27 protein-coding genes are annotated in these 23,793 nt (G+C 72.0%); 14 read left to right on the top strand and 13 right to left on the bottom strand.

Annotated elements, in window-relative coordinates; genetic code table 11:
• Positions 1 to 5 precede the first annotated feature (5 nt).
• Entirely contained in the window at positions 6 to 851 is an 846-nt protein-coding gene (locus tag N912_RS50050) for an IclR family transcriptional regulator (protein ID WP_051579780.1), read from the top strand.
• Here the strand turns inward: N912_RS50050 and N912_RS61835 are convergent.
• Genes N912_RS61835 through N912_RS66420 form a run of 6 tightly spaced genes read right to left on the bottom strand, consistent with a single transcriptional unit; the run spans position 770 to position 5,032 of the window.
• Positions 770 to 2,134, bottom strand: coding sequence for a 3-oxoacid CoA-transferase (locus N912_RS61835; RefSeq protein WP_245645195.1), 1,365 nt, complete (start codon positions 2,132 to 2,134; stop codon positions 770 to 772). The two genes, N912_RS50050 and N912_RS61835, sit on opposite strands and share 82 nt — an antisense overlap.
• A gap of 25 nt (positions 2,135 to 2,159) precedes the next feature.
• Positions 2,160 to 3,158 (bottom strand): phosphotriesterase family protein, encoded by a 999-nt coding sequence (locus N912_RS0107210; RefSeq protein WP_028921919.1) that lies wholly within the window; start codon positions 3,156 to 3,158, stop codon positions 2,160 to 2,162.
• Positions 3,128 to 3,733, bottom strand: coding sequence for a flavin reductase family protein (locus N912_RS50045; RefSeq protein ID WP_051579779.1), 606 nt, complete (start codon positions 3,731 to 3,733; stop codon positions 3,128 to 3,130). Before N912_RS50045 ends, N912_RS0107210 begins: the two co-directional genes overlap by 31 nt.
• Position 3,734: 1 nt before the next feature.
• Complete coding sequence (locus tag N912_RS0107200; RefSeq protein ID WP_037063715.1) at positions 3,735 to 4,226, bottom strand: MaoC family dehydratase; 492 nt, start codon at positions 4,224 to 4,226, stop codon at positions 3,735 to 3,737.
• The gene (locus tag N912_RS66425; protein WP_281176242.1) at positions 4,219 to 4,716 is read right to left on the bottom strand and encodes an enoyl-CoA hydratase-related protein; all 498 of its coding nucleotides are present in this window, start codon (positions 4,714 to 4,716) and stop codon (positions 4,219 to 4,221) included. The genes N912_RS0107200 and N912_RS66425 overlap by 8 nt, the downstream gene beginning before the upstream one ends.
• Positions 4,667 to 5,032 carry an enoyl-CoA hydratase/isomerase family protein gene (locus N912_RS66420; protein WP_169747825.1) on the bottom strand — a complete coding sequence of 122 codons (366 nt, stop codon included), beginning with the start codon at positions 5,030 to 5,032 and terminating at the stop codon, positions 4,667 to 4,669. Before N912_RS66420 ends, N912_RS66425 begins: the two co-directional genes overlap by 50 nt.
• 214 nt (positions 5,033 to 5,246) lie before the next feature.
• Between N912_RS66420 and N912_RS0107190 the strand changes: the two genes are divergently transcribed.
• On the top strand, positions 5,247 to 6,650 hold the full coding sequence (locus tag N912_RS0107190) for an MFS transporter (RefSeq protein ID WP_156993223.1): 1,404 nt from the start codon (positions 5,247 to 5,249) through the stop codon (positions 6,648 to 6,650).
• Here N912_RS0107190 and N912_RS0107185 read toward each other — a convergent pair.
• Positions 6,634 to 7,929 carry an MFS transporter gene (locus N912_RS0107185; RefSeq protein ID WP_028921916.1) on the bottom strand — a complete coding sequence of 432 codons (1,296 nt, stop codon included), beginning with the start codon at positions 7,927 to 7,929 and terminating at the stop codon, positions 6,634 to 6,636. The genes N912_RS0107190 and N912_RS0107185 overlap by 17 nt on opposite strands.
• 59 nt (positions 7,930 to 7,988) lie before the next feature.
• Positions 7,989 to 8,975: a LysR family transcriptional regulator gene (locus N912_RS50035; protein ID WP_169747824.1), complete on the bottom strand. Its 987-nt coding sequence runs from the start codon at positions 8,973 to 8,975 to the stop codon at positions 7,989 to 7,991.
• An 82-nt stretch (positions 8,976 to 9,057) separates the two neighbouring features.
• Between N912_RS50035 and N912_RS0107175 the strand changes: the two genes are divergently transcribed.
• Positions 9,058 to 10,692, top strand: coding sequence for an amidohydrolase (locus N912_RS0107175; RefSeq protein ID WP_028921915.1), 1,635 nt, complete (start codon positions 9,058 to 9,060; stop codon positions 10,690 to 10,692).
• Here the strand turns inward: N912_RS0107175 and N912_RS50030 are convergent.
• Positions 10,671 to 11,819 carry a phytoene desaturase family protein gene (locus tag N912_RS50030; protein WP_037062937.1) on the bottom strand — a complete coding sequence of 383 codons (1,149 nt, stop codon included), beginning with the start codon at positions 11,817 to 11,819 and terminating at the stop codon, positions 10,671 to 10,673. The two genes, N912_RS0107175 and N912_RS50030, sit on opposite strands and share 22 nt — an antisense overlap.
• 83 nt (positions 11,820 to 11,902) lie before the next feature.
• On the opposite strand from N912_RS50030, the gene N912_RS0107165 reads away from it, so the two are divergent.
• The 5 genes from N912_RS0107165 (at position 11,903) to N912_RS0107140 (ending at position 14,931) form a co-directional block, all read left to right on the top strand.
• On the top strand, positions 11,903 to 12,394 hold the full coding sequence (locus N912_RS0107165; RefSeq protein WP_028921914.1) for an RNA polymerase sigma factor: 492 nt from the start codon (positions 11,903 to 11,905) through the stop codon (positions 12,392 to 12,394).
• On the top strand, positions 12,391 to 12,864 hold the full coding sequence (locus tag N912_RS0107160) for a hypothetical protein (protein ID WP_028921913.1): 474 nt from the start codon (positions 12,391 to 12,393) through the stop codon (positions 12,862 to 12,864). Before N912_RS0107165 ends, N912_RS0107160 begins: the two co-directional genes overlap by 4 nt.
• A 115-nt stretch (positions 12,865 to 12,979) precedes the next feature.
• Positions 12,980 to 13,492, top strand: a complete 513-nt coding sequence (locus tag N912_RS50025; protein WP_051579776.1) for a DUF4232 domain-containing protein — start codon at positions 12,980 to 12,982, stop codon at positions 13,490 to 13,492.
• A gap of 300 nt (positions 13,493 to 13,792) precedes the next feature.
• On the top strand, positions 13,793 to 14,542 hold the full coding sequence (locus N912_RS0107145) for an SDR family NAD(P)-dependent oxidoreductase (protein ID WP_028921912.1): 750 nt from the start codon (positions 13,793 to 13,795) through the stop codon (positions 14,540 to 14,542).
• Positions 14,543 to 14,559: 17 nt separating this feature from the next.
• Complete coding sequence (locus N912_RS0107140) at positions 14,560 to 14,931, top strand: MerR family transcriptional regulator (protein WP_028921911.1); 372 nt, start codon at positions 14,560 to 14,562, stop codon at positions 14,929 to 14,931.
• A 25-nt stretch (positions 14,932 to 14,956) separates the two neighbouring features.
• On the opposite strand, the gene N912_RS0107135 is transcribed toward N912_RS0107140, so the two are convergent.
• Positions 14,957 to 16,222, bottom strand: a complete 1,266-nt coding sequence (locus N912_RS0107135; RefSeq protein WP_051579775.1) for a cytochrome P450 — start codon at positions 16,220 to 16,222, stop codon at positions 14,957 to 14,959.
• A gap of 141 nt (positions 16,223 to 16,363) precedes the next feature.
• On the opposite strand from N912_RS0107135, the gene N912_RS60005 reads away from it, so the two are divergent.
• Positions 16,364 to 16,945 carry a TetR/AcrR family transcriptional regulator gene (locus tag N912_RS60005; protein WP_051579774.1) on the top strand — a complete coding sequence of 194 codons (582 nt, stop codon included), beginning with the start codon at positions 16,364 to 16,366 and terminating at the stop codon, positions 16,943 to 16,945.
• Positions 16,946 to 16,949: 4 nt separating this feature from the next.
• Here N912_RS60005 and N912_RS0107125 read toward each other — a convergent pair whose 3' ends face one another.
• The gene (locus tag N912_RS0107125; RefSeq protein ID WP_028921909.1) at positions 16,950 to 17,867 is read right to left on the bottom strand and encodes a LysR family transcriptional regulator; all 918 of its coding nucleotides are present in this window, start codon (positions 17,865 to 17,867) and stop codon (positions 16,950 to 16,952) included.
• A 73-nt stretch (positions 17,868 to 17,940) separates the two neighbouring features.
• Between N912_RS0107125 and N912_RS0107120 the strand changes: the two genes are divergently transcribed.
• Entirely contained in the window at positions 17,941 to 18,546 is a 606-nt protein-coding gene (locus N912_RS0107120; protein WP_028921908.1) for a LysE family transporter, read from the top strand.
• On the opposite strand, the gene map is transcribed toward N912_RS0107120, so the two are convergent.
• A complete protein-coding gene (map, locus tag N912_RS0107115; RefSeq protein WP_028921907.1) occupies positions 18,515 to 19,297 on the bottom strand; it encodes a type I methionyl aminopeptidase in 783 nt (260 codons plus the stop codon). The two genes, N912_RS0107120 and map, sit on opposite strands and share 32 nt — an antisense overlap.
• An 87-nt stretch (positions 19,298 to 19,384) precedes the next feature.
• Between map and N912_RS0107110 the strand changes: the two genes are divergently transcribed.
• Together N912_RS0107110 and N912_RS0107105 are read left to right on the top strand one after the other, a co-directional pair.
• Positions 19,385 to 19,654 (top strand): helix-turn-helix domain-containing protein, encoded by a 270-nt coding sequence (locus N912_RS0107110; RefSeq protein WP_028921906.1) that lies wholly within the window; start codon positions 19,385 to 19,387, stop codon positions 19,652 to 19,654.
• Positions 19,655 to 19,699: 45 nt separating this feature from the next.
• Entirely contained in the window at positions 19,700 to 20,359 is a 660-nt protein-coding gene (locus N912_RS0107105) for a hypothetical protein (RefSeq protein WP_028921905.1), read from the top strand.
• A 17-nt stretch (positions 20,360 to 20,376) separates the two neighbouring features.
• Here the strand turns inward: N912_RS0107105 and N912_RS50015 are convergent, their stop codons facing one another.
• A complete protein-coding gene (locus N912_RS50015; RefSeq protein WP_169747823.1) occupies positions 20,377 to 21,363 on the bottom strand; it encodes an Lrp/AsnC family transcriptional regulator in 987 nt (328 codons plus the stop codon).
• Positions 21,364 to 21,463: 100 nt separating this feature from the next.
• Here N912_RS50015 and N912_RS0107095 point away from each other — a divergent pair, with 100 nt between their 5' ends.
• A complete protein-coding gene (locus N912_RS0107095; protein ID WP_051579772.1) occupies positions 21,464 to 22,744 on the top strand; it encodes an MFS transporter in 1,281 nt (426 codons plus the stop codon).
• Entirely contained in the window at positions 22,741 to 23,790 is a 1,050-nt protein-coding gene (locus N912_RS50010) for a dipeptidase (protein WP_051579771.1), read from the top strand. The genes N912_RS0107095 and N912_RS50010 overlap by 4 nt, the downstream gene beginning before the upstream one ends.
• Positions 23,791 to 23,793 lie beyond the last annotated feature (3 nt).

Raw genomic sequence — 23,793 nt, 5'->3', positions numbered from 1 at the left:
CCTCCATGGCAGGTGCCGAGCGGGACCCGTACTTCGTGCAGTCGCTGCAGCGCGGGCTGGACGTGTTGCGGTCGTTCCAGGACACCACGCCGAGGACGGTCTCCGAGGTCGCCGACGCCGCCGGCGTCACCAGGACGGCGGCGCGTCGCTATCTGCTCACGCTGCGCGACCTCGGGTACGTCCAGACCGACGGCGTCCGTTACTGGGTGGCGCCCGGCCGTGCCATGCCCTCGGAGCCAACCCCGATGTCGACCGGCCAGGCCCTCGTCACCGAGCTGACCAAGCTCTCCCGAAAGCACGGCGTCGCCGTGTCGATCGGGCGTCTCGACGGGGACGAGACGATCAACGTCGCCCGCGCCGAAGCGCCGAAGGCGCCACTGATGACGGTTCCGGTGGGCACCCGCCGCCCGGCCTACTGCAACTCGCTGGGGCGCCTGCTGCTCGCCTTCCAACCGGTCGTCGAGATCGAGCGGTACCTGTCCACCGCCAGCCTGCTTCCGTACACGCACAACACGGTGACCGACCGGCAGGTACTGCGCACGCTGCTGGGCCAGATCAGGCGCAACGGCCATTGCGTCATCAACCAGGAGATGATCGTCGGCCTGGTCGCGGTCGCGGTGCCCATCTACACCTCGGACCGCAACGTCCAGGCCGCCATGAGCTTCAGCGTGCACGCCCGGTCGATCCCGAACCCGCGAGCCGTCCTGCGGATGGTCCCGGTGCTGCACCAGTCGGCCCGCCGCATCGAGGGCCTGTTCACCGAGCACCGTCAGGCGAAGTCCAGCGGGAAGTCCGTCATGCGCACCACGTCGTCGCGGGTGAACCCCGGCGCCACCCGCTCCACCACGTAGGTGTCGTCGACGCGGCGCATCGCCGCGATGTCCGTGACGACGGAGGTGACGCAGCGGGCACCGGTGAGCGGAAGACCGCACTTGCGCACCAGCTTCGGGCGTCCCTTCGAGGACAGGTGGGTGAGCATGACCATCACGTCGCGCCCGCTCGCCACCAGGTCCATCGCGCCCCCGATGGCGCCGCCCACCAGCGGCCGCGACCAGTTCGCGATGCTGCCCTCCGCGTCCACCTCGTACGCCCCGAGCACGACCACGTCGATGTGACCACCGCGCACCATCTCGAACGACTCCACGCTCTCGAAGAAGGACGCGCCCGGCCGAAGGCGGACGTACTCCCCGGCGGCGTTGAAGATGTCCTTGTCGTAGTCGTCGGTCGGCGCCAGCTCGCCGTAGCCGAGGATCCCGTTCTCCGCGTGCAGCTGGATGTCGCGGCCGTCTATGTAGTTCGAGATCAGCGTGGGAATGCCCAGGCCCAGGTTCACGTAGCTGGGGTCGGGCAGCATGTCGGCGGCGACCTCGGCCATTTCGGCCCGGGACCAGGCGGGCCTGCCGTCATAGCTCGCGCGGGTGGTGGGAGCCTTGCGCTGGGAGGCGATGAAGTCCACCGGAAGCGTCAGGTCGGTCCGCACCACGCGGTCCACGAACACGCCGGGAAGGTCGACGTCCTCCGGGGCGATCTCGTCGACCACCTCGTCCACCTCGACGATCACCACCCGGCCCGCCTTGGCGAACGCGGGCATGAAGTTCGCCCCGTTGCCCCGGAACTGAATGTTGCCGAACCGATCGCCCCGAAAGCCCCGAATGAGCGAGTAGTCGACGGGCAGCGCCGTCTCCAGGACGTGGTCGACGCCATTGAGCCGCCGCACCTCCTTGCCTTCCGCGATGGCGGTGTTCACCCCGGTGCGGGTGAAGAAGGCACCGATGCCGGCGCCGGCCGCCCGCAACCGCTCGACGAGGGTGCCCTGCGGGCACAGTTCGAGCTGGAGTCGACCGTCCGCCACCATCCGCTCGGCGCTGGACGTGCCACCGCCGGCACGACCGGAGAACGACACCACCAGGCTGTCGACCTGGTCGTTCTCGACCAGGCTGATCGAGCGGAGCTCGTTCTCACCGAGCGAGTTCGCGACCAGCCGCAGGTGGCGCGGCCCCGCCTTGCGCAACGCCACGGTGAGCGTGCAGGGGAAGCTGTGCGTGACGCCGAACCCGGCAATGGCGATGCTAGCGCCGTCCGGCACGTCCGCGACGGCCGACGACGCGGACGCGACAATCTTGTCCTGCGGCACGAAAAGGTCTCCTGGTTCTCTTGTGTCAGTAAGGATCCGTGCGACCCAGAAAGGCCGCCGGATTTCCCCGGAGCATCCGCTCCACCTGGTCATCGGTGACCCCGGCGGCGAGCAGGGCCGGAATGAACGTGTCGCCGATCGCGCCGTGCCGCCAGTTGGGCAGAACGCGTTGCCGGGTGTCCGTCGGATAGTTCATGGTGAAACAGGACGCGTCGTGAGAAAGGACCAGCCGCTCCGCGTAGCCCCGCCGGCAGAGCTCGGCGACGGTGCGGACCCGGTCCGCGTCCGGGCGAATGGTCTCCAGCCCGAAACGGTCGACGCCGAGGTACGAGCCCCGCTCGATCAGCCGGGTCAGGTAGTCCAGGTCGTCGGTGTCGTCGCAGTGCCCGATGAGCACCCGGCCGAGGTCGACGCCCTCCGAGGCCAGCAGGTCCTGCTGCACCAGGCCCGAGCGCGAGGGCGCGTGCGAGTGCGTGCTGATCGGCGTGCCCACCGCCCGGTGCGCCCGCCCGACCGCCCGGGTGGACCGCTCCACGTCCGGGGTGGCGCCGAAGGCGTCGATCACGCACTTCAGCACCCCGGCGCGCACGCCCGTCCCGCCGATCCCGACCCGGGTGTCGCGCAGCAGCATCTCCAGGACCGGGTCCTCGCCGCCGTTCGCCGTCCCGGGGCCTCGCGCGCGGAAGTAGTTCGGCAGCGCTCCGAAGGTGTAGATGCCGGTCGCCACGATGACGTTCATGCCGGTGCCCTCGACGGCCCTGCGGACCCGGTCGACGTCGCGCCCCAGGCCGATGACCGTCATGTCCACCAGCGTGTCGAAGCCGGAGGCCTTCAGCTCGCGCAGCGACCGCCTGGCCCGCTCGATCTCGGCGGGCTCGTCGAACTCGCCGGGGCGGTCGCGGCTCAGCTCGGGGTCCACCACGAAGATGTGCTCGTGCATCAGGGTGCGGCCCAGCTCGGCGGGCTCGACAGCGCCGGCCACCGTCGGGATCGTCACGACGACGTCGCCCAGCTGCTCGGCCACCGCATCCGGTACGAGGTCTCGACGTGCGTGTACAGGCTCCCGCCGAGCCGGCCGACGGGGTGCAGCCGCTCGACGGCCACCCGCCCGTTCGCCATCACCGACTCGTCCACGTGCACGTGCACGACCTCGCCCAGCACCATGACGCAGTCGTAGACGCCGATCTCGCGGTCGAGCCGGCACTCCAGGCTGACCGGCGACTCGCCCAGCCGGGGCGGGAGCACCTCGGCGCTCGGCGCCGTGGACAGCCCGACCATCTCGATCTCGTCGACGTCCGCGGCGACCTGGTCCGAGGAGGCCACCATGGCGCTGCCCAGCTCGTGGGTCGGCACGTTCACCACGAACTCGCCGGTGCTCCGAATGTTCTCCAACGTGTCCTTCTTGCCTTTCGGGCTGAAGGCCACGCTGATGACCGGCGGCGCCATGGACACCGCGTTGTAGTAGCTGAACGGCGCGAGGTTGTGCACTCCGGTGGACGGTTCGGTGGTGGTGATCCAGGCGATCGGCCGGGGGACGACTATCGCGTTGATCACATGTTCCAGGTCTTGGAGCGGAACGCTCTTGGGGCTCAGTTCCATGTCAGGAGCCCGATTCGCCGGGCTTGCGTTTCATCATTCCCACGGTAGTCCCTCGTTGGACGACCAGGCCGTCGTGGTTGGTGAGAAGACGCTCGAACTTGACAATTCCACGACGGCCGTCAGAGGTTGGCCGCAGGTCGACGACGCTGACCGTCAGCGTGACTGTGTCATTGATGAAGATCGGACCCGCAAAGTTCCACTGAAGCTCCAGCAACGCGACGCTGTTTCGCTGGGTCCCGGTTCCCAACCAGGTCCGGGTGTGCAGTCCGCTCGCGATCGCCACCCCCAGGATCCCGTACACGAGACGATTTCCGCCGAAACCCTGTTCCGCGGCGAACACCGCGTCGACGTGCAGTTGGTTGAAATCGCCGCTCAGCCCGGCGAACGTCATGACGTCCGACTCGGTGATCGTTCGACCGGGGCTGGTCGCGCGCATGCCGACCCGAAGGTCGTCCCAGAACAGGTCCCCGGAAACCTGGCCGACGTCAGTCATCGTCATCACCCTGGCTGTCGAACCACGCCATGGCGCCCTTCAGGCCCAGTTCGTCGATCTTCGCGGTAATCGACATCATTCCCGGGCTGTCGTGCGCGATGGCGTCGAACTCGGCGCCGGCCAGTGCGACCTCGGTGAATCCGGACAGGTCCATCATGCGGTTGAGCGCCGCCTTTTTGATCCGCAACAGGTCGGGCGGGGTGCGGGCGATCTGCCGGGCAATTTTTTCCGCCCGGGTCAGCACGTCGGCGGCCGGAACCGCGTGGTTGGCCCAGCCCAGCTCGTGCGCCTCGGTTCCGGACATGCGGCTGCCGGCGATGTACGACAGTTCCTTCGCCTTCTTCGGCCCGATCAACCAGCAGCTCATCGGCGAGAGCAGGCCGCCGCCCAGCGGCAGCGAGGGCCACCCGACGACGGCGTCCTCGGCGATGACGGTGATGTCACAACAGACCGCCAACTGGGTGGCCAGGCCCATGCAGTAGCCGTGCACGGCGGCGATGACCGGTTTCGTGCACCGCCACACCGCCAGCCAATGGGTCGAGGTTCTTGCGAAGACCCACCCAGTCGTCGTACGCCGACAGCCGGGCGTCCTCATCGGTGGAACGCTGCGAGTCCACGTCGAACCCGACGCAGAAAGCACGCCCGGCGCCGTGGACGATAATGCAGCGCACGGTCTGGTCGGCTTCGAGGTCGTCGAGCGCCTGACGGAAGTCGGCAAACATCTGGGCATTCAGAGCATTCAGCTTCTCCGGGCGGTTGAGCTGAATCCAGCCAATCCGCCCCTCGGTTCGTACGTCGACGCCCAAGATGCGCCCTCCTCGATTTCGATTGAGGCGGCCGACTATAAGCAGAGCCCGACCGCCCTGGCAACCGCGAGTGGCGGACTGCGCGCTCTGCGCGCACGGGTGGATCATTTCCGTGATCGGCTGCGCGCAGAGCGCGCACGGTTCTTGACAGCCCAAACTTCGTGATCTAATGTGTCGCTACTTTTTGAACGCCCGCAGTTTCGCGGTGAGTTGAGTGACTTTCGTCGAAGAGGAGATTGATCGCTCCATGGACACCTTCACCGCCGCGGCGCGGGGCATCGGCCAGCGTCTCGATGCCTTACCGGTCAGCTCCTTCCATTACAAAATCATCCTCGTGCTGGCCGCCGGGACATTCTTCGAGCTGTACGAGGTCTTCCTCACCGGAATTCTCTCGACCACGCTCAAGGCGGAGTTCAAGGTGGCCGGGCCGGCGCTGTCGCTGATATTGGCGTCCTCGCTGATCGGGGCGTTTCTCGGGGCGGCGCTGGTGGCCCCGCTCGCGGACCGGATCGGCCGGCGCAACGCGTTCATGGTGACCGTCGCTACCTATTCGGTGTTCACCCTGGTCGCGGCGTTCTCGCCGAACGAGACGGTCCTGGTCATCGCCCGGTTCCTCGCGGGCGTCGGAATGGGCGGCGAGATCCCGGTGGTCAGCGCGTTCTTCGTCGACCTCCTGCCGCCGAAGCAACGGGGCCGGCTCACCGCGATCGCGTTCACCGTCGCCTATACCGCCGCTCCCGTCGTGGGATTTCTGTCCTTCACGCTGGCGCCGGCGAGCCCGCTCGGGGTCGCCGGGTGGCGGTGGGTTTTCGCGCTGGGGGCGCTCGGCGCGGTGGCGGCGGCGCTGATGCGCCGGGGGCTTCCCGAATCGCCCCGGTGGCTGGCGTCGGTGGGCCGGATCGACGAGGCGGATCGCATCGTCGCCGACTTCGAACGACAGGCGCGGGTGGCTCAGGGCCGGCCGCCCGTACAAACGGACGCGCCCTCGGTACCGGCTCCCGCTCGCGCGGATCTGAAATCGGTCGTCCGGCCGCCGTTTCGCCGACGTTTTCTGCTCCTCAGCGCCTCGTGGGGTGTGGTCGTCATCGGCTGGAGCGGTTTCGGCACCCTCGCCGCTCTCTCGCTGGAGTCCCGAGGCTTCGCCACGACCGGCACCCTGCTGTTCGTATCCCTGACCTTCCTCGGTTATCCGCTGGGAAGCCTGCTGTCCATCCCGCTGTTGGACCGCTTCGAGCGCAAATGGATCGTCGCCGTGTCGATCGCGGTCATGGGCGCGCTCGGGGCGTCCTTCGGGTTGTCGACAAGCTCGGTCGGTATCGTCGTCGCGGGCTTCACCTACACGCTCGTCTCGAACGTGCTGTCCAACGCGTTGAACGCCTACACGTTCGAGCAGTTCCCCACCAACATTCGCGCGTCCGCCTGCGGCTGGATCTTCTCGCTGGGGCGGCTGTCGGCCGCGCTCAGTCCGTTCTACCTGGTGGCCGCGCTGTCGGCGTGGGGTCCGTCCGCGACGTTCATCGGCATCGCATGTGTCATGGCGCTGATCTCCGCCGGTGTCGTGGCATTCGGCATCCGCACCACCGGCTACAGCGTCGAGAAGATCACGCGCTCGACCTGACGATCCGGGCGGCCACTATCGAGCCGACCAGAGAAATGACCGCGATGAGCGCGTACAGCGACGCCGGCCCCCAGGAGGCGTTCCCGGAGCGGGTGAGCATCCAGGTCGCCAGCGCGGGCATGAACCCGGCGATCACGCCGGACAGGTTCGCGGACAGCGCCAGGCCGCTGTAGTGCAACCGGGGCGGGAACAACTGGGAGAGCAGGTGCCCGACCGGCCCGTAGGCGATGGTGCCCAGCCCGAACGTGAGGGCGTATCCGACCAGGATCAACCACGTGCTCCCGCTGTCCACGACGACGAACAACGGATAGGCGAACACCACGCTGAACACCGAGCCCAGGATCACCGTCCGGGGCGAGCCGTACCGATCGGCGAGCTTGCCGGAGACGACCAGGCCGACCATCTGCCCCAGCGCGCCGACGGTGAGCGCGTTGAGGATCACGCTGGAGGGCAGCTCCCGCACCCGGGTCGCGTAACTGATCATGAAGGTGGTGATGATGAAGAACCCGGCGTTGTTGACCAGGTACGCGGCGATCCCGATGACCAGCCGCCCCGGCGCGCGCCTGAACAGCTCCAGCACCGGCGCCCGCTCCACCTCCTGGCGCGCCGCCAGCGCCCGGAACGTCGGCGTCTCCTCGACCCGCCACCGCAGCCACAGCGCCACCGCCACCAGCACGATCGACGCCAGGTAGGGCAGCCGCCAACCCCAGGACAGGAACTCCGAGCGGGGCAGCAGGCTCACCAGCGCGACGGCGCCGGTGGAGAGCAGGGTCCCGGTCGGCGAGCCCTGCTGCACGATCGCGGCGTAGAACCCGCGCCGCTCCGGTGCCGCGTACTCGATCGCCAGCAGGGTCGCGCCGCCCCATTCGCCCCCGGTGGCCGCGCCCTGCACCGCGCGCAGGATCGTCAGCAGCACCGGTGCGATCACCCCGGCGCTGGCGTAGCCGGGGAGCACGCCGATCAGCGCGGTGGCACCGCCCATCAGCGCGATGGTGGCGACCAGCGCCACCCGCCGGCCGTACCGGTCGCCGATGTGCCCGAAGATGACCGCGCCGACCGGGCGGGCCACGAACCCGACGGCGAAGCTCAGGAACGCCGACAGCGTCGAGAGCACCGGGTCGTCGCCGGGGAAGAACAGCGGCGCGAACACCAGCGCGGCGGTGGTCCCGAACAGGAAGAAGTCGTACCACTCCAGCGCCGTTCCGATGTACGCGGCGGCCGCGATCCGGCCGATCTGCTTCTCCGAGGGGCGGACCGGCTCGGTCTCGGGCTGCGTCATGGGCGTCTCTCCGGCGTTGGAGGGGCGTTGGAGGGGCGTTGGAGGCGGTGCGCGGGAGACTAAGCTCGCGGCTCCGATGCCGGCCAATACCTCTCCGCGAGGTTCTCCATGCCGTCCCGGCATGCACCCGGGTGCTCGTGGCGGGCGTGCGGGCGCAGGTGCTCCGGCGAGCCCAGGAACCGCCCGAGCCGGCGCACCAGGTCCTCGATCAGCGACGAGGCGTAGTGCTGCGGCCGCCACGCCGCGTGCAGGTGCACCGTCAGCTCGCTGCCCGGGTCGTCGGAGTCCTCGCGGACCGAGACCGGGTAGGTGCCGAAGCGCGGCGGGTCGGTGAGCACGGCGACGCCCCGGCCGGCCGCCGCGTTGGCCTGCACGGTGTTTCCGTCGTCGCACTCCTCGACCGCGTCGTAGGCCAGCCCGCACCGGGCGACGGCGGTGTCCAGCACCCGCCGGCTGGTCGTCGCGTCGGACGGCAGGATCAGCGGCTGCCCGGTCAACTCGGCAAGCCCGACGGCGGCGCGGCGCTCCCGCGCCCAGGGGTGGTCGGGGGACACGAACGCGCGCAGCGCCACGGCGCCGAGCCGGTGACGGGCGAACCCGGCCTCGGGCGAGGCGGGGGAGACGATCGCGTCGACACCGCCGCGCAGCGCGTCGTACAGCTCCAGGTGCCCGGCGGGACGGGTCAGCAGCAGCGGGTCGGCGGCGCCGAGCGTGGCGACGAACGGGGCGATCAGGCCGGTGATCGTGGTCGGGGTCGCGGCCACCACCAGCCGCCGCACGGCGCCGCTGGCCAGCCCGCCCGCCGCGGCGTGCACGTCGTCGGAGAGCACGATCAGGTGCCGGACCATGCGGGCGAACTCGACGCCGGCCGGGGTCAGCCGCAGCTTGTTGTGGTGGCGGGTGAACAGCTGCAGCCCGACCTCCCGCTCCAGCGCGTGCACCTGGCGGCTCAGCGCGGGCTGGGCGATCCGCAACCGGCGCGCGGCCGCCGTCACGGTGCCGGTGTCGACCACCGCGAGGAAGCATCGCAGGCGGTGAAGGTTCACCGGGGCAGCATGCTGTCTCGGCATGGTGAGCCGCCACTTCAGGTAGTCGCGGACGCCCCGCGCGGTTCCGTAGCGTGCCGGTATGCGCGTCGACACGATCTTCGAAGGCGGCCGGTTCCGGACCCTCGACGAGCGTCGCCCCACGGCGGCGCGCATCGGGGTGCTGCACGGGCGGATCGTCGGGTTCGACGACGAGCTGGACGGGGTCGCCTCGGACCGGACCGTCGACCTCGGCGGCGCGCACGTGGTGCCGGGGTTCAACGACGCGCATCACCACCTGAGCCTGCGCGGGCGCCGGCTGCGCGGGCTGGACCTGCGCTCGGACCGGGTCGGCACGCTCGCGGCGCTCTACGACGCCGTGGCGGCGGCCGCCAGGGAGACGCCGCCGGACGCGTGGATCTTCGCCGCCGGCTACGACCAGAACAAGATCGGCCAGCATCCGGACGCGGCACGGCTGGACGAGGCGACGGGCAGGCGCCCGATCTGGATCGAGCACGTCTCCGGGCACATGGGCGTGGCCAACACGGCGGCCTTCGCCCGCGCCGGGTACGCCGACCGCCGGGGCGTGCCGGACGTCGACGGCGGGCACGTGGCGCGCGACGCCGAGGGCCGGGCGGTGGGCCTGCTGCAGGAGAAGGCCATGCCGCTGGTGACCACCGCGTTCGAGCCGCTGGGCCTGGACGAGATCGAGGCGAACCTCGCCGAGGCCTCGCGCGTCGGCCTGTCCGAGGGCCTGACCAGCGTCACCGAGCCCGGCATCGGCGCCATCGACGGCATCGGCAACAGCCCACTGGACCTGCACGCGTTCCACCGCGCCCGCGAGTCCGGCGCGCTGGGCATCCGCATGACGGTGATGCCCTACGCGACCACGCTGCACGAGTTCGCGTCCGAGCCGGAGCTTCGCGGCGTGGACCTGGGCCTGCGCAGCGGGTTCGGCGACGAGTGGCTGCGCATCGGGCCGATGAAGATCCTCACCGACGGCTCCCTGATCGGCCGCTCCGCCGCCCTCAAGTGCTGCTACCACGGCGAGCGGGACAACAGCGGCTTCCTGCTGTTCACCCACGAGCAGATGCGCGCGGTGATGATCGGCGCGCACCGGGCGGGCTGGCAGGTGGCCGCGCACGCCATCGGCGACGCCGCCGTGGACGCCGTGCTCGACGTCTACGACGAGGCCCAGCGCGCGCTGCCAAGGCCGAACGCCCGGCACCGCATCGAGCACTTCGCGGTGGCCAGCGACGAGCAGATCGCGCGCGCCGCCCGCCTGGGCGTGGTCGCGGTGCCGCAGGGCCGGTTCATCACCGAGATCGGCGACGGCATGGCGGACGCGCTGGGCCCGCAGCGCAGCGAGCTGTGCTACCGGATGCGGAGCCTGCTCGACGCCGGCATGGTGCTGCCCGGCAGCAGCGACGCACCGGTCGCCTCCGGCGCGCCGCTGCTGGGCATCCACGACATGGTCAACCGGCGGACCGCGTCGGGCCGCGAGCTGGCACCCGCCGAGCGGGTCAGCGCGGCGGACGCGCTGCGGGCGTACACCCACGGCTCCGCGTACGCCGTGCACGAGGAGCACCTCAAGGGAACCCTGGCCGCCGGCAAGCTCGCCGACCTGGCGGTGCTGTCCGACGACCCGCTCGCGGTCGAGCCGGAGGCGATCGCGGACATCCAGGTCCTGGCGACGGTGGTCGGCGGCGAGGTCCGCTACGAGCGGCCCGCCAACTGATCCCGCGACACCACGCCGAGCCGTTCGAGGGCGCGGTGCGCGGCGGCGATCGCGACCTCGGCGAGCAGCCCCGGCGCGGCGGACTGGTCGGTGGCCACCGCGAGGGTGTCGCCTCGGCCGACTGCCGGCCGGTCGTGCCACGTCGTCCCGGGTAGGTCCAGCGCCCCGGTGCAGTCGGTGCGCAGCGCGCTCCGGTGCCACCGCACGCGCTCGCGCCAGCCGGGCCAGGACTGGTCGAGCAGGCGTTCCACCCGGTGTTCGGCGTCGGCCTTCCGTTCGGCGGGGGCGCAGGCGGCGGCGATCTGGACGAGCTCCTGCCCGGGCGGGGCCAGGGACGGGTCGGCGAGGCTGTAGCGGGCGGCGTAGATCCGGTCGTCCAGGTCCAGCACCCGGAACCAGTCCGGTCCGCCGTCGGCCTCCAGACCCAGGTCGATGGTGACCACCCGGGCGCCGGGCCAGGTCAGCTCCCGGTCGCCGGTCAGCTGGCGGGCCGTGGCCAGGCTGGTGGCCAGGATCGCGGGCCCGGCGGGCACGGCGGACACCCGCGTCCCGGTGTCGATCCGCACTCCGAGGTCGGTGGCCCGCTCGGCCAGGAGGTCGACCAGCGTGGACCACCCGCCGGTCACGTACCGCGCCCCGCCGGCGAGCGCGCGGCGGAGGCGCTGGTGGACGAACGCGGCCGACAGCCGCCCGGGGTCGTGGTCGAAGGTGAAGATGAACGTCAGCCCGACGATGGCCTCGGCCGTGCTCGCGTCGACGTGGCGGAGCAGCCAGCCGCGGAACGGCTCGTCCACCGGCGCCTCGGCGGACAGCGCGGCGGCGGCCCGGCCCAGCTCGGCCGGCCACGGGCGCAGCCGGCCCTCTGTCCTGACCAGGCTGCCACCGCTCGGCGCCGCCACGACCGGAGGCGTGAGCCCCCGGCTGGCCAGCCACGCCCACCACGGCCCGTCCACGTAGACGGCGTGCGGACCGAGGTTGGCCCGGAACGGCTCCGGCAGCGAGCGCGCCCGCCCACCCGGCCGCGAGTGTGCCTCGACGACCGTCACCCGCCGGCCGTGTTCGGCCGCCTCGATGGCCGCGGTCAGCCCGGTGACCCCCGCGCCGACGATGACCAGGTCTTGTGTCACAGAACTTGCCCCTTTCGTGTTGCCGTGCTCTCCACGAGAAGGTGGCGGGGAACCTCCGGGAGGTTCCGGCCTACTTTTCTCACGTGGACCCGGAGAACGTCACGGCCGCCCAGCGGGGAGACGCGCTCGCGTTGGACCGGCTGCTCGACGAGCTGGCCCCGTATGTCCGCCGGCTGTGCGCGCGGATCGCCCCGGCGGCGGCCGACGACGCGACGCAGGAGGCCTTGCTCGCCGTCTTCCAGGCGCTGCCCTCGCTGCGCGCCCCCGAGGCGATCATGACGTGGGTGCGGTCGGTGACGGTCCGCACGGCGATACGGCTCGCCCGCCGGCACGACCTGGAGGTCGCCACGGACCAGACGGACCTGGTCCGCCACGCCTCGTCCCCCGAGGGCCTGGTGGACATCGACGACGCCCTGGCGCGCCTGCCGGTCTCCCAGCGCGTCGTGCTGGTCCTGCGCACCCGGGAAGGCCTCAGCGAACAGGAGATCGCCACCACGCTGGGGATACCGACAGGAACCGTCAAGTCGCGGCTGCATCGCGCCAGGGCCGCGTTCCGGGAGGTGTGGGAATCGTGAACGACCCCGTGGTGCTCCCCGACATCGACCCGATCGACCGACTCGCCATCCTCGCGGCGGCGTTGCCCGGATGCGCCGTTCGGCGCCGCCGCATCGCCGCCCCCTTCGACGCCGTGTGGCGGGTCGTCTCCGACCTGGAGAGCTCCGCCCCCCGCTACGAGCCGGGCCTCGCCCACCTGCGCATCGTCGAGCGGCGCGGCGAGTTCCTGCGCCTGCTGGTGCGCGACACCGACGGCCGCGAGGACGCGATGGACGCCAGGCTCCGGCCGGGCTGGTGCGTCATGCAGAACGCCGCGATCGCGATCGCCTTCGCCGCCCGCCCGGTGGGCGACCAGACCCTGCTGGCGCACCTCGAACACCAGCGCGCGCGGACCCCGTCACCCGACCCCCGCGCGGCCGCCGCGAAGATCGACAGGGAGCTCGAGATGATCGAGACGCTGGCCATCGGCCCGTATCCACCAAACGAGTGATTCGTTGACCGGGTTGGGCGCGCCGGGCGCCCGACGGATGGCAACCAGATGGGCGGGTGTGGAGCGGCTTATGCGGACTGAGGGGCGTCGGTTCAGGACGGCACGGCGGTGGGGGATGAACCGGGTCCTGGGAGCGGTCGCGGCCGCGGTCGGGCTCGTGCTGGCCGGGTCCTCGACGGCATGGGCGGCGCCGGGCGGTGTGCCGGTCGGCGCGGAGCTGACCCATCAGCAGCAGCCGGGTTCGGAGATCCTCGCGGTCACCAACAAGGGCAACGCGCCGCTGAGCCTCAACGGCTGGCCCCAACTGAGCTTTCTGGCCGCGAACAACAGCCCGGTACCGGTGCCCGTGCAGCAGGTGAACCAGCCCGGCGCGGCCACCCCGACCACGCTGCAGCCCGGCCAGAGCGCGTTCGCCGGCGTCAAGCTGGTGGCCGGCCCCAAGTCCAGCAGCGACGTGTTCGTGGCCACCACCACCAAGCTGACGGTGCCCGGCGCGGCCGGCCCGGTGGTGGTCACCCTGATCGGCCCGGACGGCAAGCCGGTGGGCTACCCGGAGCTGTCCCTCAAGTCGGTCCAGGTGGGCACCTTCCAGCCGGTCATGCAGGGCGTGAGCCCCGACGCCTGGTGATCGTGACGACGGCCGCCGTCGGCGGGTACGGTCCGGAGTTGAGGGGCACCGAGGTCGTGTTGCTGGGTCGGTCTTCGGGGGTGGAGGGTCATGGCGCGGCGCGCCCGCCGGCGTGAGAAGTTCGTTCGTGCTGTCGTGATCGTGGTGGGAATCCTGATCGTGCTCGCACTGATCCTGGGCACGCTGCCACCGAGCTGACCCGGCGCTCACCCGACGAGCCCGGGTTCGGGGCGCTCCTCGCATGAAGCGGGCCACAGTTCCTGGACCTTGCCATTGACGGCAGGGTTCCACGCTGGCCGCATGGACAGCACGAACACAAGGGTCGTCGTCATCACCGGCGCCGGCACCGGGATCGGCGAGGCCACCGCCCGCGCCTTCCACGCCCAGGGCGCCCACGTGGTCGCGGTCGGGCGGCGGGCCGAGCCGCTCCGCCGGACCGCCGCCGGCCACGAGCGGATCACCCCGCTGGCCGCCGATGTCACCGCCGAGGGCGAACCCGAGCGGATCGTCCGGGCGGTGCTGGAGGCACACGGACGGCTCGACGTCCTGGTCAACAACGCCGGCATCGTCCGGAGCGGTGCCCTGGGGACGCTGACGGCGGAGGCGATCGCGGCACAGCTCGCCACCAACCTGGTCGCGCCCATCCACCTCGCCCAGGCCGCGCTGCCGGCGCTGGAGAGTTCGCGCGGGGTGATCGTCAACGTCAGCACCTCGGTGGGACAGCGGGGCTGGCCCGGCAACTCGGTCTACGCGGCGACCAAGACCGCGCTGGAGGCGCTCACCCGAGCTTGGGCGGTGGAGCTGGCGCCCCGGGGCATCCGGGCGGCCGCGGTGGCGCCCGGAGCGATCGAGACCCCCATCGGCGAGCACCAGGGCCTGACGCCCGAGCGCCTGGCCGCGGTGCGGGAGTGGCAGCTGGCGCACACCCCGCTGGGCCGGATCGGCCGTCCCGAGGAGGTAGCCTGGGCGATCGTCCAACTCGCCGCACCTACCGCGTCGTTCGTCACCGGCGTGGTGCTCCCGGTGGACGGCGGGGCGGTCGTGGCGTGAGGCGAGAGGTGGCGCGGGTGAGGATCGGCGAGCTGGCCGCGGCGAGCGGGACGACCGCGCGGGCGTTGCGGCACTACGAGCAGGCCGGGCTGATCTCCTCGCGGCGGGCCGCGAACGGCTACCGCGTCTACGACGAGCGCGCGAGGGTACGGGTCCGCAACATCCGCTACCTGCTGGCCGCCGGGCTCACCGTCGACGACGTACGGGTGTTCCTGCCCTGCCTGGACGGCGACATCGCGGCCGCCCCGCCCTCGGACGTGGGCCTGCGGGTCGCGCGGGAGCGGCTGGCCGTCCTCAACGAGCGGATCGCCGCCCAGACCGAGGCCCGCGACCGGTTGGAAGCCGCGATCCGGGACCGGACCGGCGGCCGGATCCGCCCGGTCGCCTAGAGCGGGGCGGCCGGAGCCTGACCGGTCATCCGGCCCGGGCGGTGACCGTCATCGGGATGGCGCCACGGGGGTGCAGGGTGACGCCGGCGCGGGCCCGCACCCGGGCGCCGGGGGCGAGGTCGAGCCGGTAGCGGCTGGCCACCGTGGCGAGTATCAGGGCCGCTTCGAGCTGGGCGAAGCTCGCTCCGACGCAGATCCGCCGACCGCCGCCGAAGGGCAGGTAGGAGCACCTGGGCCGGTCGCCGGTGTGGCCGGGCAGGAACCGGGCGGGGTCGAACCCTTCCGGGTTCGGCCAGAACTCCGGGTCGCGGTGCAGCAGGTAGGGGGAGACGACCACTGTCGATCCCGCCGGTATGTCGACACCGGTGATGACGTCGGCCTCGACGGCGTCGCGCTCGATGGTCCACGCGGGTGGGTAGAGCCGCATCGCCTCCGAGATGACCGCGTTCGTCCAACCGAGCCTGTCGACGTCGCCGGCCCGAGGGTCGCGCCCGGCGAGTACCTCGTCGACCTCGGCGTGCAGCCGCTCGCGGGCGGCGGGGAACCGGGACAGCAGGGCGAACGTCCAGGCCAGGGTGCTCGCGGTGGTCTCGTGGCCGGCCAGCACCAGCGTGCTGACCTCGTCGCGGACCTCCCGGGCGGTCAGCGGCGGCCCGTCGCCGGTGGAGGCGAGCAGCAGGTCCAGCAGGTCGCTCGGGGTGTCGTGCGGGTTGGCGATGCGCCGCTCGACCACGGTGCCGACGAGGTCGTCCAGCGTGTCCGACGCGGCCGCGAGGCCGGGGACCAGCGACCGCGCCCGCGTGGGGAACAGCGTCGCGACCAGCGCGGACTCCTGCAGCCGGGTCACCGAGCCACCGATGCGTTCGGCGCCCGAGGCGAGGTCGGTGCCGAACAGGACCCTGCCGACGACGTCCATGGTCAGCGTGCGCATCTCGGTCGCGATGTCGATCGACTCGCGGCGCGCCCAGGTCGCCGCCCGCGCGGTGGCCGAGGCGACCATGGTCGGCGCGAAGGCCTGCACGTGGCGGCGGCTGAACACGGGTTGCACCAACCGGCGATGCCGCCGCCAGGTGTCGCCTTCGCTGGTGAGCAGGCCGTCGCCGATGAACGTCTTCAGCGCCCGGTAGGTGAACGCCTTGGCGTAGCGGTCCTGGTGGGCGACGAGGACGTGCTCGGCGTGCTCGGGCCGGCCGAGCAGGTAGAACGTCCGCCGAGGGGTGAAGGGGATGCGGACGACGTCCCCGTAGTCCCGGCGCAGGTCCGCGTAGCAGGCCAGGGGGTCGCGCGCCATCCCCGCCCAGTATCTCGGAAGGTCACGGCCGCGTGGCCCGCGCGCTCGACGGGCCGCCACGCCGTGCGGTCCGCTGGTGTCGACGTTGGCACTCATACCGGGATGATACGTTTGTCTTAAGACATTTGTGCAAGGAGTTTCATGGGCAATCGCGAGGCTCTGCTGGAGGCGGCGATCGTGTGCCTGCGCGAGCGCGGCTACGGTGGCACCACGGCGCGCGACGTGGCCGGGTCGGCGGAGGTCAGCCTCGGCGCGATCCGCTATCACTTCGGCTCGATGGACGGGCTGCTCGGCGAGGCGGTCGCGGAGTGCGGCCGCCGCTGGATCAGGGGGTTCCAACGCTCCCTCGCCGCCCGGGCCGCGACCGACCCCCGGTCCAACCTGCTGGCCGAGGTGGAGCACCTCTACGAGATCTTCGAGTCCGAGCGGGCGCTGGTGGTCGGCGTCGTCGAGGCGTTCGCCCACGCGCAGCGCTCGCCGCAGGCCCGCGAACAGCTCGCCAGGCTCTACGACGAGCTCCGCACCGGCATCGCCGCCGGGATCGACGCCGGCATCGGCGCGGACCGAGCGTGCGGCGACACGATCGCGTCGATCTTCATCGCATTCGCGGACGGGCTGATGGTCCAGTGGCTGCTCGAACCGGAACGCCGGCTCGACCCCGACGCGCTCCGGCACGTGATCAACGCACTGATCGCCGGAATCACCACACACTCCCCGACCTGACCGGTCACGTCCTCCCGCGCTCCCATGCCGCGGCGGCCTCGCGCAGCGCGGCCAGGCCGTGGGCGATGGGCGGCTGCTCCGCGCTGCCGCGCCGCACGCAGGTCACCAGCCGCCGCACCGGAGCCGCCGGTCCGTGCAACGGCACCCGGACCACGCCGAGCTCACCCGGCAGCGGCGCGAGCCGGGGCACCAGGGCGACGCCGTAGCCGTAGGCCACCAGGGCGGCCACCGCGAACCAGTCGACGGCGCCGTGCGCCAGGCGCGGGGTGAAGCCGGCGGTCGCGCACGCGCCGAGCAGCAGCCGGTGCTGGTCCCGGGGGTCGCCCGCGCGCACCCAGGTCTCGTCGGCGGCGTCGGTGAGGTGCGCGGACCCACCGGACGCCAGCGGGTGGCCGGACGGGACGAGCAGGTCCTGCGGCTCCTCGAGCAGCGGGTGCCGCTCGTACCTCGGGTCGTCGGGCGGCGGCGCGTCCGGGGCCGGGATGACCACGGCGATGTCGGCCCGCCCGGTCAGCAGCAGCCGGTACCGATCGGCATCCGGATCCTCGCCGAGCTCGCACTCCAGGTGCGGGTGCGAGGCTCGCAGCCGCGCCAGCGCGGGCGCCGCGATCGCGGTGAGCACCGTGGACACGGCGGTGACCCGCAGCCGTCCCGCCACGCCCTCGCGGTAGGTCGCCAGGTCGGCCTCGGCCCGTTCCCACTGGACGGACAGCGAATGGGCATGCCGGATCAGGGCGAGCGCCGCGGGGGTGAGCCGTACCCGGCGTCCTTCAGGCTCGAGCAGGGTGACGTTCAGCTCCGCGGCGAGCTGGCGCAGCTGCTGCGAGACCGTCGACGGGGTGAGGTGCAGCGCCTCGGCGGCGGCGGTCACGGTGCCCCAGGCGTGGAGCACACGGAGTGTCTGGAGCCTCCGGTCAATCATGTGGCCAGTCAACACGGTACCGCGCGGAAACATTCGATGGACGCGAACGATTGTCCGCGCCGACGCTGGGGGCATGACGGACTCGATAGTCGCCGGGCTCTGGGCCGGGTACGGGGTGGCCGTGCCCGTCGGCGCCGTCGCCGTGCTCATGGTGGACATGACCGCGCGGACGTCGTTTCGCACCGGCGCGGCGGCTGCCATGGGCGCGGCATCCGCGGACGCGCTGTACGCGGTCGCGGCGGTGCTGGGCGGCGCCGCGCTCGCCGGCGCGCTCCAGCCGTACGCGGGGACTCTCCGGGTGGTCGCCGCAGCCGTCCTCGTCGCCATGGCGGTTCGCATCGCGGTGACGGCCCCGAGGAGCCGGGGGAAGGCCGACACGCCCATCCGGCCGGCCCGCGCCTACCTGACCTACCTGGGCCTGACCGTGCTCAACCCGTGGCCCGCGGTCTACTTCGTCGCGCTGGTGCTCGGCCGGCAGGCCCAGGGCGCCTCGGCCGACGAGGAGGCCGCGTACGTGCTCGCCGTCGTCGCCGCCTCGGCGAGCTGGCAGCTGCTGCTGGCGGGGGGCGGCGCGGCGCTCGGCCGGACGCTCACCGGCCCGCGCGGCCGGCTCGTGACCGCCGTGGCCTCCAGCGTCCTGATCACCCTCATGGCCCTGAAGATGGTTCACGCCGGGTGAGCACCAGGGGCCCGTCCTCAGTGACCGCCACGGTGTGCTCGGAGTGGGCCGTGCGCGAGCCGTCGGCCGACCGGATGGTCCAGCCGTCGGGGTCGAAGACGATCTGGTCGGTGGTGCGGGCGAACCAGGGTTCGAGCGCGAGGGTCAACCCCGGCCGCAGCTTCAGGCCTCGGCCCGCCCGGCCCTTGTTGGGGATGTGGAGCTGCTCGTGCATGGTGCGGCCGATGCCGTGACCACCGAACTCGGTGTTGACCGGATAGCCGTAGTCGCGGGCCACCGCCCAGATCGCCGCCGAGATGTCGCCGAGGCGGTTGCCGGGGCGCGCCACCTCGATCGCCGCCTCCAACGCCTCCTCGGTGGCGCGGATGATCCGCAGGTCCTCCTCGGCGGCGGTGCCGACGACGACCGTGCGCGCCGAGTCGGCGGCCCAGCCGTCGATGCTGACCGCGAGGTCCGCGCTGAGCACGTCGCCGTCGCGCAGCGTGTAGTCGTGGGGCAGGCCGTGCAGGACGGCGTCGTTGACCGACAGGCAGATGACGTTCCGGAACGGGCCCTTGCCGAAGGAGGGCGCGTAGTCCCAGTAGCACGACTCCGCGCCGCGCCGTTTGATCATGCCGCGCACGTGGTGCTCCAGGTCCAGCAGGTTGACGCCCACATCGGCGAGCCGACCCACCTCGGAGAGCGCCTCGGCGACGAAACGCCCGGCCACGTGCATGCGCTGGATCTCGGCGGGCGTCTTCAGCTCGATCACGGATACCTCGCGTCACAGGATGTTGGTATTTCTATACCGACACGCTAACACTTGCCGGTATAGAAATACCAGCCATATCCTGGGGGCATGGTCCGCCAACCGCTCACGCCCGAGCAGATCGAAGCCGGCAGGCGCCTCGGCGCCCTGCTGCGCCGCGCGCGAGCCGGACGCGACCTGGCGGAGGTCGCGCACGCGGCCGGCATCTCGCCGGAGACCCTGCGCAAGATCGAGACCGGGCGGCTGCCCTCGCCCGGGTTCGGCACGATCATCTGCCTCGGCGAGGCGCTCAACCTGCCGGTGCGGGAGCTGGCGGCCACCTGGCGCGGCAACGACCTACCGCTGGAAGCCGTCTCGTAGCTCGTCCGGGACCGTTCCCGGCCGCCGTGCTCCACACTTGTCGCCATGCGGTGGTGGCGACCCAAGCAGCGCGCGTACCAGCCCGGCACCCAGGCGTACGGACAGTGGCGTCAGTACGCCGACACCGTCGAGGGCAGCGGCATCGTCGTGGACAGGAAGGACAACGGGCAGGTCTACGAGGTGTCCTGGGTCAGGAGCGAGGCGGTCGCGCTGGAGTACCTGCGTGGGCGCGACGTTCGCCTCGAGGGCCACTACGTGATCGTGGAGACCCTGGGGCGCAACCTCGGCCGGGACATGATCATGATCTTCGACGAGGCCGACGGCTCGCTGATCGAGATTCCCGAGCGCACGCCCCTGCCGGAGCCGACCCCGTCGACGACCCACTGCGCGCGCTGCGGTTACCCGATCCTGCCCTGCCGGCGCGTGGAGTCGGGGTGTGACGATCCGGACTGCGACCACCCGTGGCACACCGCGGAGTTCGCGGAGGGCGCCGACGAGCTGATCCGGGCCGGCAGGGGGTACCGCTGCACGCGGTGCCGCAGCGGCGCCTGCCGAGCGTGCTACGAGGCCACCGGCGGCGAGAACGTCACGACCACGCACGGGTTCCTGCTCGAACCGGGGGACGAACGCGCACTGCCGTCCGAGGCGATCACCATGCGCCTGTGCTGGGTGTGCCGCAGTCCCGTCACCGTGTTCGACGAGTGAGCCGAGTGGGCCGAACGTCAACCCTCGGGCGGGAACCACGGCCTGACGATGGACGCGCGCTTGAGGGTGCGCAGGCCCAGCGTCACGTCCACGTCCCGGATCCCGGCGATCCCGCCGAGCGTGTCGGTCAGGAAGCGGTGCAGGTCGGAGTACGCCGCGACGGCCACCTCGCCGCACATGGTGTGCTCCCCGGCCGTCGCGCACAGCAGCAGCACCTCCGGGCGGCGGCTCAGCTCGTCGGCCACCGCGTCCACCCGCCGGGGGTCGACCCGCAGCCAGAGGAACGCGGTCACCGGTAGGCCCAGGGTCTCCGGCTCGACGACGGTGCGCAGCCGCAGCGCGCCGTGCCGGCACAGGTTCTCCACCCGGCGCCGGGCGGTGCTCTCGATGATGCCGGCCCGGGCCGCGAGGTCGCGCCAGCGCGCCCTGCCGTCCTCGGCCAGCGCGGCGGCCAGCGCCTCGTCGACCTCGGTCAGGGCCGGGGCGGGCGCGCTGGGATGGGGGCGGTCCCAGCGGTCGATCCGGTCGGCGCGCAGGGCGGCCACCGCGTCGGGCGCCAGGATGCCGGGGTCCCAGCCCACCCCGGTGGCGAACCGGCGCAGCACCACCTCCGAGCTGCTGCCGGTGACGCCGTCGAGCTCCGGCAGCCGCAGCAGGGTGAGCTCCAGCAGGTCGTTGCGGTCGGTGGCGACCAGTTCGACCAGGCAGTCCGCCGCGCCGGAGACCAGCGAGACGAACCGCACGCTCGGCCAGCGGGTGAGCGCGTTGGCCACCGCCACGGACCTGCCGGGCGAGCAGCGGACCCGTACGAAGGCCGGCACGCCTCGGCCGGTGGCCAGCACGTCGAGGGTGGCGGTGATGTGGATGCGCCGCGAGGCCAGGATCCGGCCGGCGCGCCGGGAGACGGTGGCCTCCGAGGCGTTGACGGCCCTGCCGATCGCCGGCCAACTGGCGCGCGGATGGGCCACCAGGGCGGCCACCACGCGGAGATCGACTTCGTCCATCTGGCCAGTATCTTTCATGACAGGGCGGTAGCAGCGACTGATCCTTGCATTTCGAGCGTCAGAGTTGCTCGTTCACGGATGCGGCTCCGATTATCTGTCGGTGACCTCAGCCCGAACCCGCGACGCCGGCGGCACCGCCCGCGCGCTCGCCGGCGGGACCATCGGCAACTTCGTCGAATGGTTCGACTGGTCGGTGTACGGGTTCTTCGCGCCGTACTTCGCCGCCCAGTTCTTCCCCGGCGGCGGTGCGTCCGCCACGCTGTCCACGCTGCTGGTGTTCGCGATCAGCTTCTTCATGCGCCCGGTCGGCGCGGCGGTGCTCGGCAGCTACGCGGACCGGCACGGCCGCCGGCACGGCATGACGCTCACGATCCTGCTGATGGCCGCCGGCAGCCTGCTGATCGCGGTGGCCCCGACGCACGGCTCGGTGGGCTGGCTGGCCGCCGCGATCCTGATCGTCGGCCGGCTGCTGCAGGGGTTCTCCACCGGCGGCGAGTTCGGCACCTCGGCGTCGTTCCTGGTGGAGTGGGCCAGGCCGGGGCGCCGCGCGTTCGCCGGGTCGTTCCAGCAGGTGTCGGTCGTGCTGGGCATCCTGTGCGCCTCGCTGAGCGCCACCGTGCTCACCCGGCTGCTCGACGACGCCGCGATGTCCTCGTGGGGCTGGCGGGTGCCGTTCGCGCTGGGCGCGGTGATCGGACTGGTCGGGCTCTACATCAGGCGCCGGCTGGCCGAGCCGGAGGCGTTCGTGCGGCTGGCCGAGTCCGGGCAGCGCGCGGAGAAGCCGCTGGGCGCGATGGCCGCCGGGCACCGGCGCGGGGCCTGGTTCGTGTTCGGCATCTCCATCGCCGGGTCCGTGATCACCTACATGTGGCTGACCTACCTGCCCACCTACGCGGTGCTGACCGTCAAGGCGGACAAGGCGGACGCCCAGTTGGCCAACACGATCGCGCTGGCGTTCTTCGTGGTGCTGTTGCCGTTCGCGGCGATGCTCTCCGACCGCTACGGGCGCCGGCCGACGATGCTGGTCTACGCGGTCGCGTTCGTGATCCTGCCGTTCCCGCTGCTGACGCTGATGACCGGCGGCTTCGGCAGCGTGCTGCTGGTCTCGCTGGTCGGCATGGCGTTCCTGTCGCTGAACCACTCGAACCTGGCGACGGTTTTCGCGGAGCTGTTCCCGCCCAGGGTCCGCACGATCGGCATCGCGCTGCCGTACGCGATCTCGAACGCGCTCTTCGGCGGCACCGCGCCGAGCGTGATGCAGTTCTTCGGCTCCCGCAACAACCTCTGGGCGGTGCCGCTCTACGTCAGCGTCACCGCCGTGGTCACCGGCCTGTTCTTCTACTTCATGCCCGAGACCAGGAACGCGGACGTGGACGCATGATCACGCTCGCCAGCGACGTCGACCGGCTGCCGCCATATCCGCTGGAGCTGACGTCCGGCCAGCTCGAACGGGTGCAGCGGCTGCTGGCGGGGACCGTGGTGTCGCTGCACGACCACCCGGTGCGGCTGCCCGACCCGCTGACCGCCCAGACCTGGGCCCGGCACCACGAGCAGGGCACCGACCGCCTCGGCCACGCCGGGCTTCGCCGCTCGGGCCTGGACGTGGTGCTGGCCAGCGCGCTGGCCGAGCCCGACCAGCAACGGCTGCTGCGCTGGGCCGCCGGGATGCGCGCCGAGGCAGACAGCGCCGACGCCGGGCCCAGCGTGCTGCTGGCGCTGGAGGACCTGGGCAGCATCGGCACCGACCTGGGCGGCATCGAGGAGCTGCACGCCGCCGGGTTCCGCGCGGCCGGGCTGACCTACAACGCCGGCAACCCGCTCGGCGGCGGGCTGGGCCAGTCCGTCGACGACGGGCTCAGCGGACTCGGCCGCGACGCGGTCGCGCTGATGAACCGGCTCGGGATGCTCGTCGACCTCGCCCACGTCGGCGACCGCACCGCCATCCTGGCCGCCGAGGCGAGCACTGCTCCTGTGATGATCAGCCACGCCGGCGCCAGGGCGTGCTGGCCGAGCCCCCGGATGAAGCCGGACGACGTGCTGCGGGCGGTGGCCGCCGGCGGCGGCGTGATCGGGGTGTCGGCCTCGCCGGGGTCGACCCGGGTGGACGGCCGCGCCGAGCACGACCTGGACGCGGTCATGGCGCACGTGGAGTACATCGCCTCGCTGGTGGGCGTCGATCATGTCGGCCTCGGGCCGGACAGCTTCTTCGGCGACCACAGCGGGCTGTACGCGGCCGCGGGGTGGGCGCCGCTGCCGGTGCCCGGGCGCGAGGGGACGCCGGTGCCCGCGTACGTGGCCGGCATGGAGAACCCGGCGGAGGCGCCGCGCAACGCCGCGGCCTGGCTGGTGCGCCGCGGCTGGACCGACACCGACATCGCGAAGATCCTGGGCGGGAACGCACAGCGCCTGTTGCATCACGTCCTGTAGTCA

Source organism: Actinospineispora acaciae DSM 45401, from assembly GCF_000620785.1.
Taxonomy (GTDB): Bacteria; Actinomycetota; Actinomycetes; order Mycobacteriales; family Pseudonocardiaceae; genus Pseudonocardia; species Pseudonocardia acaciae.
Note: the sequence above shows the minus strand (reverse complement) of the source record. Positions and strands in the feature narration are given on the sequence as shown.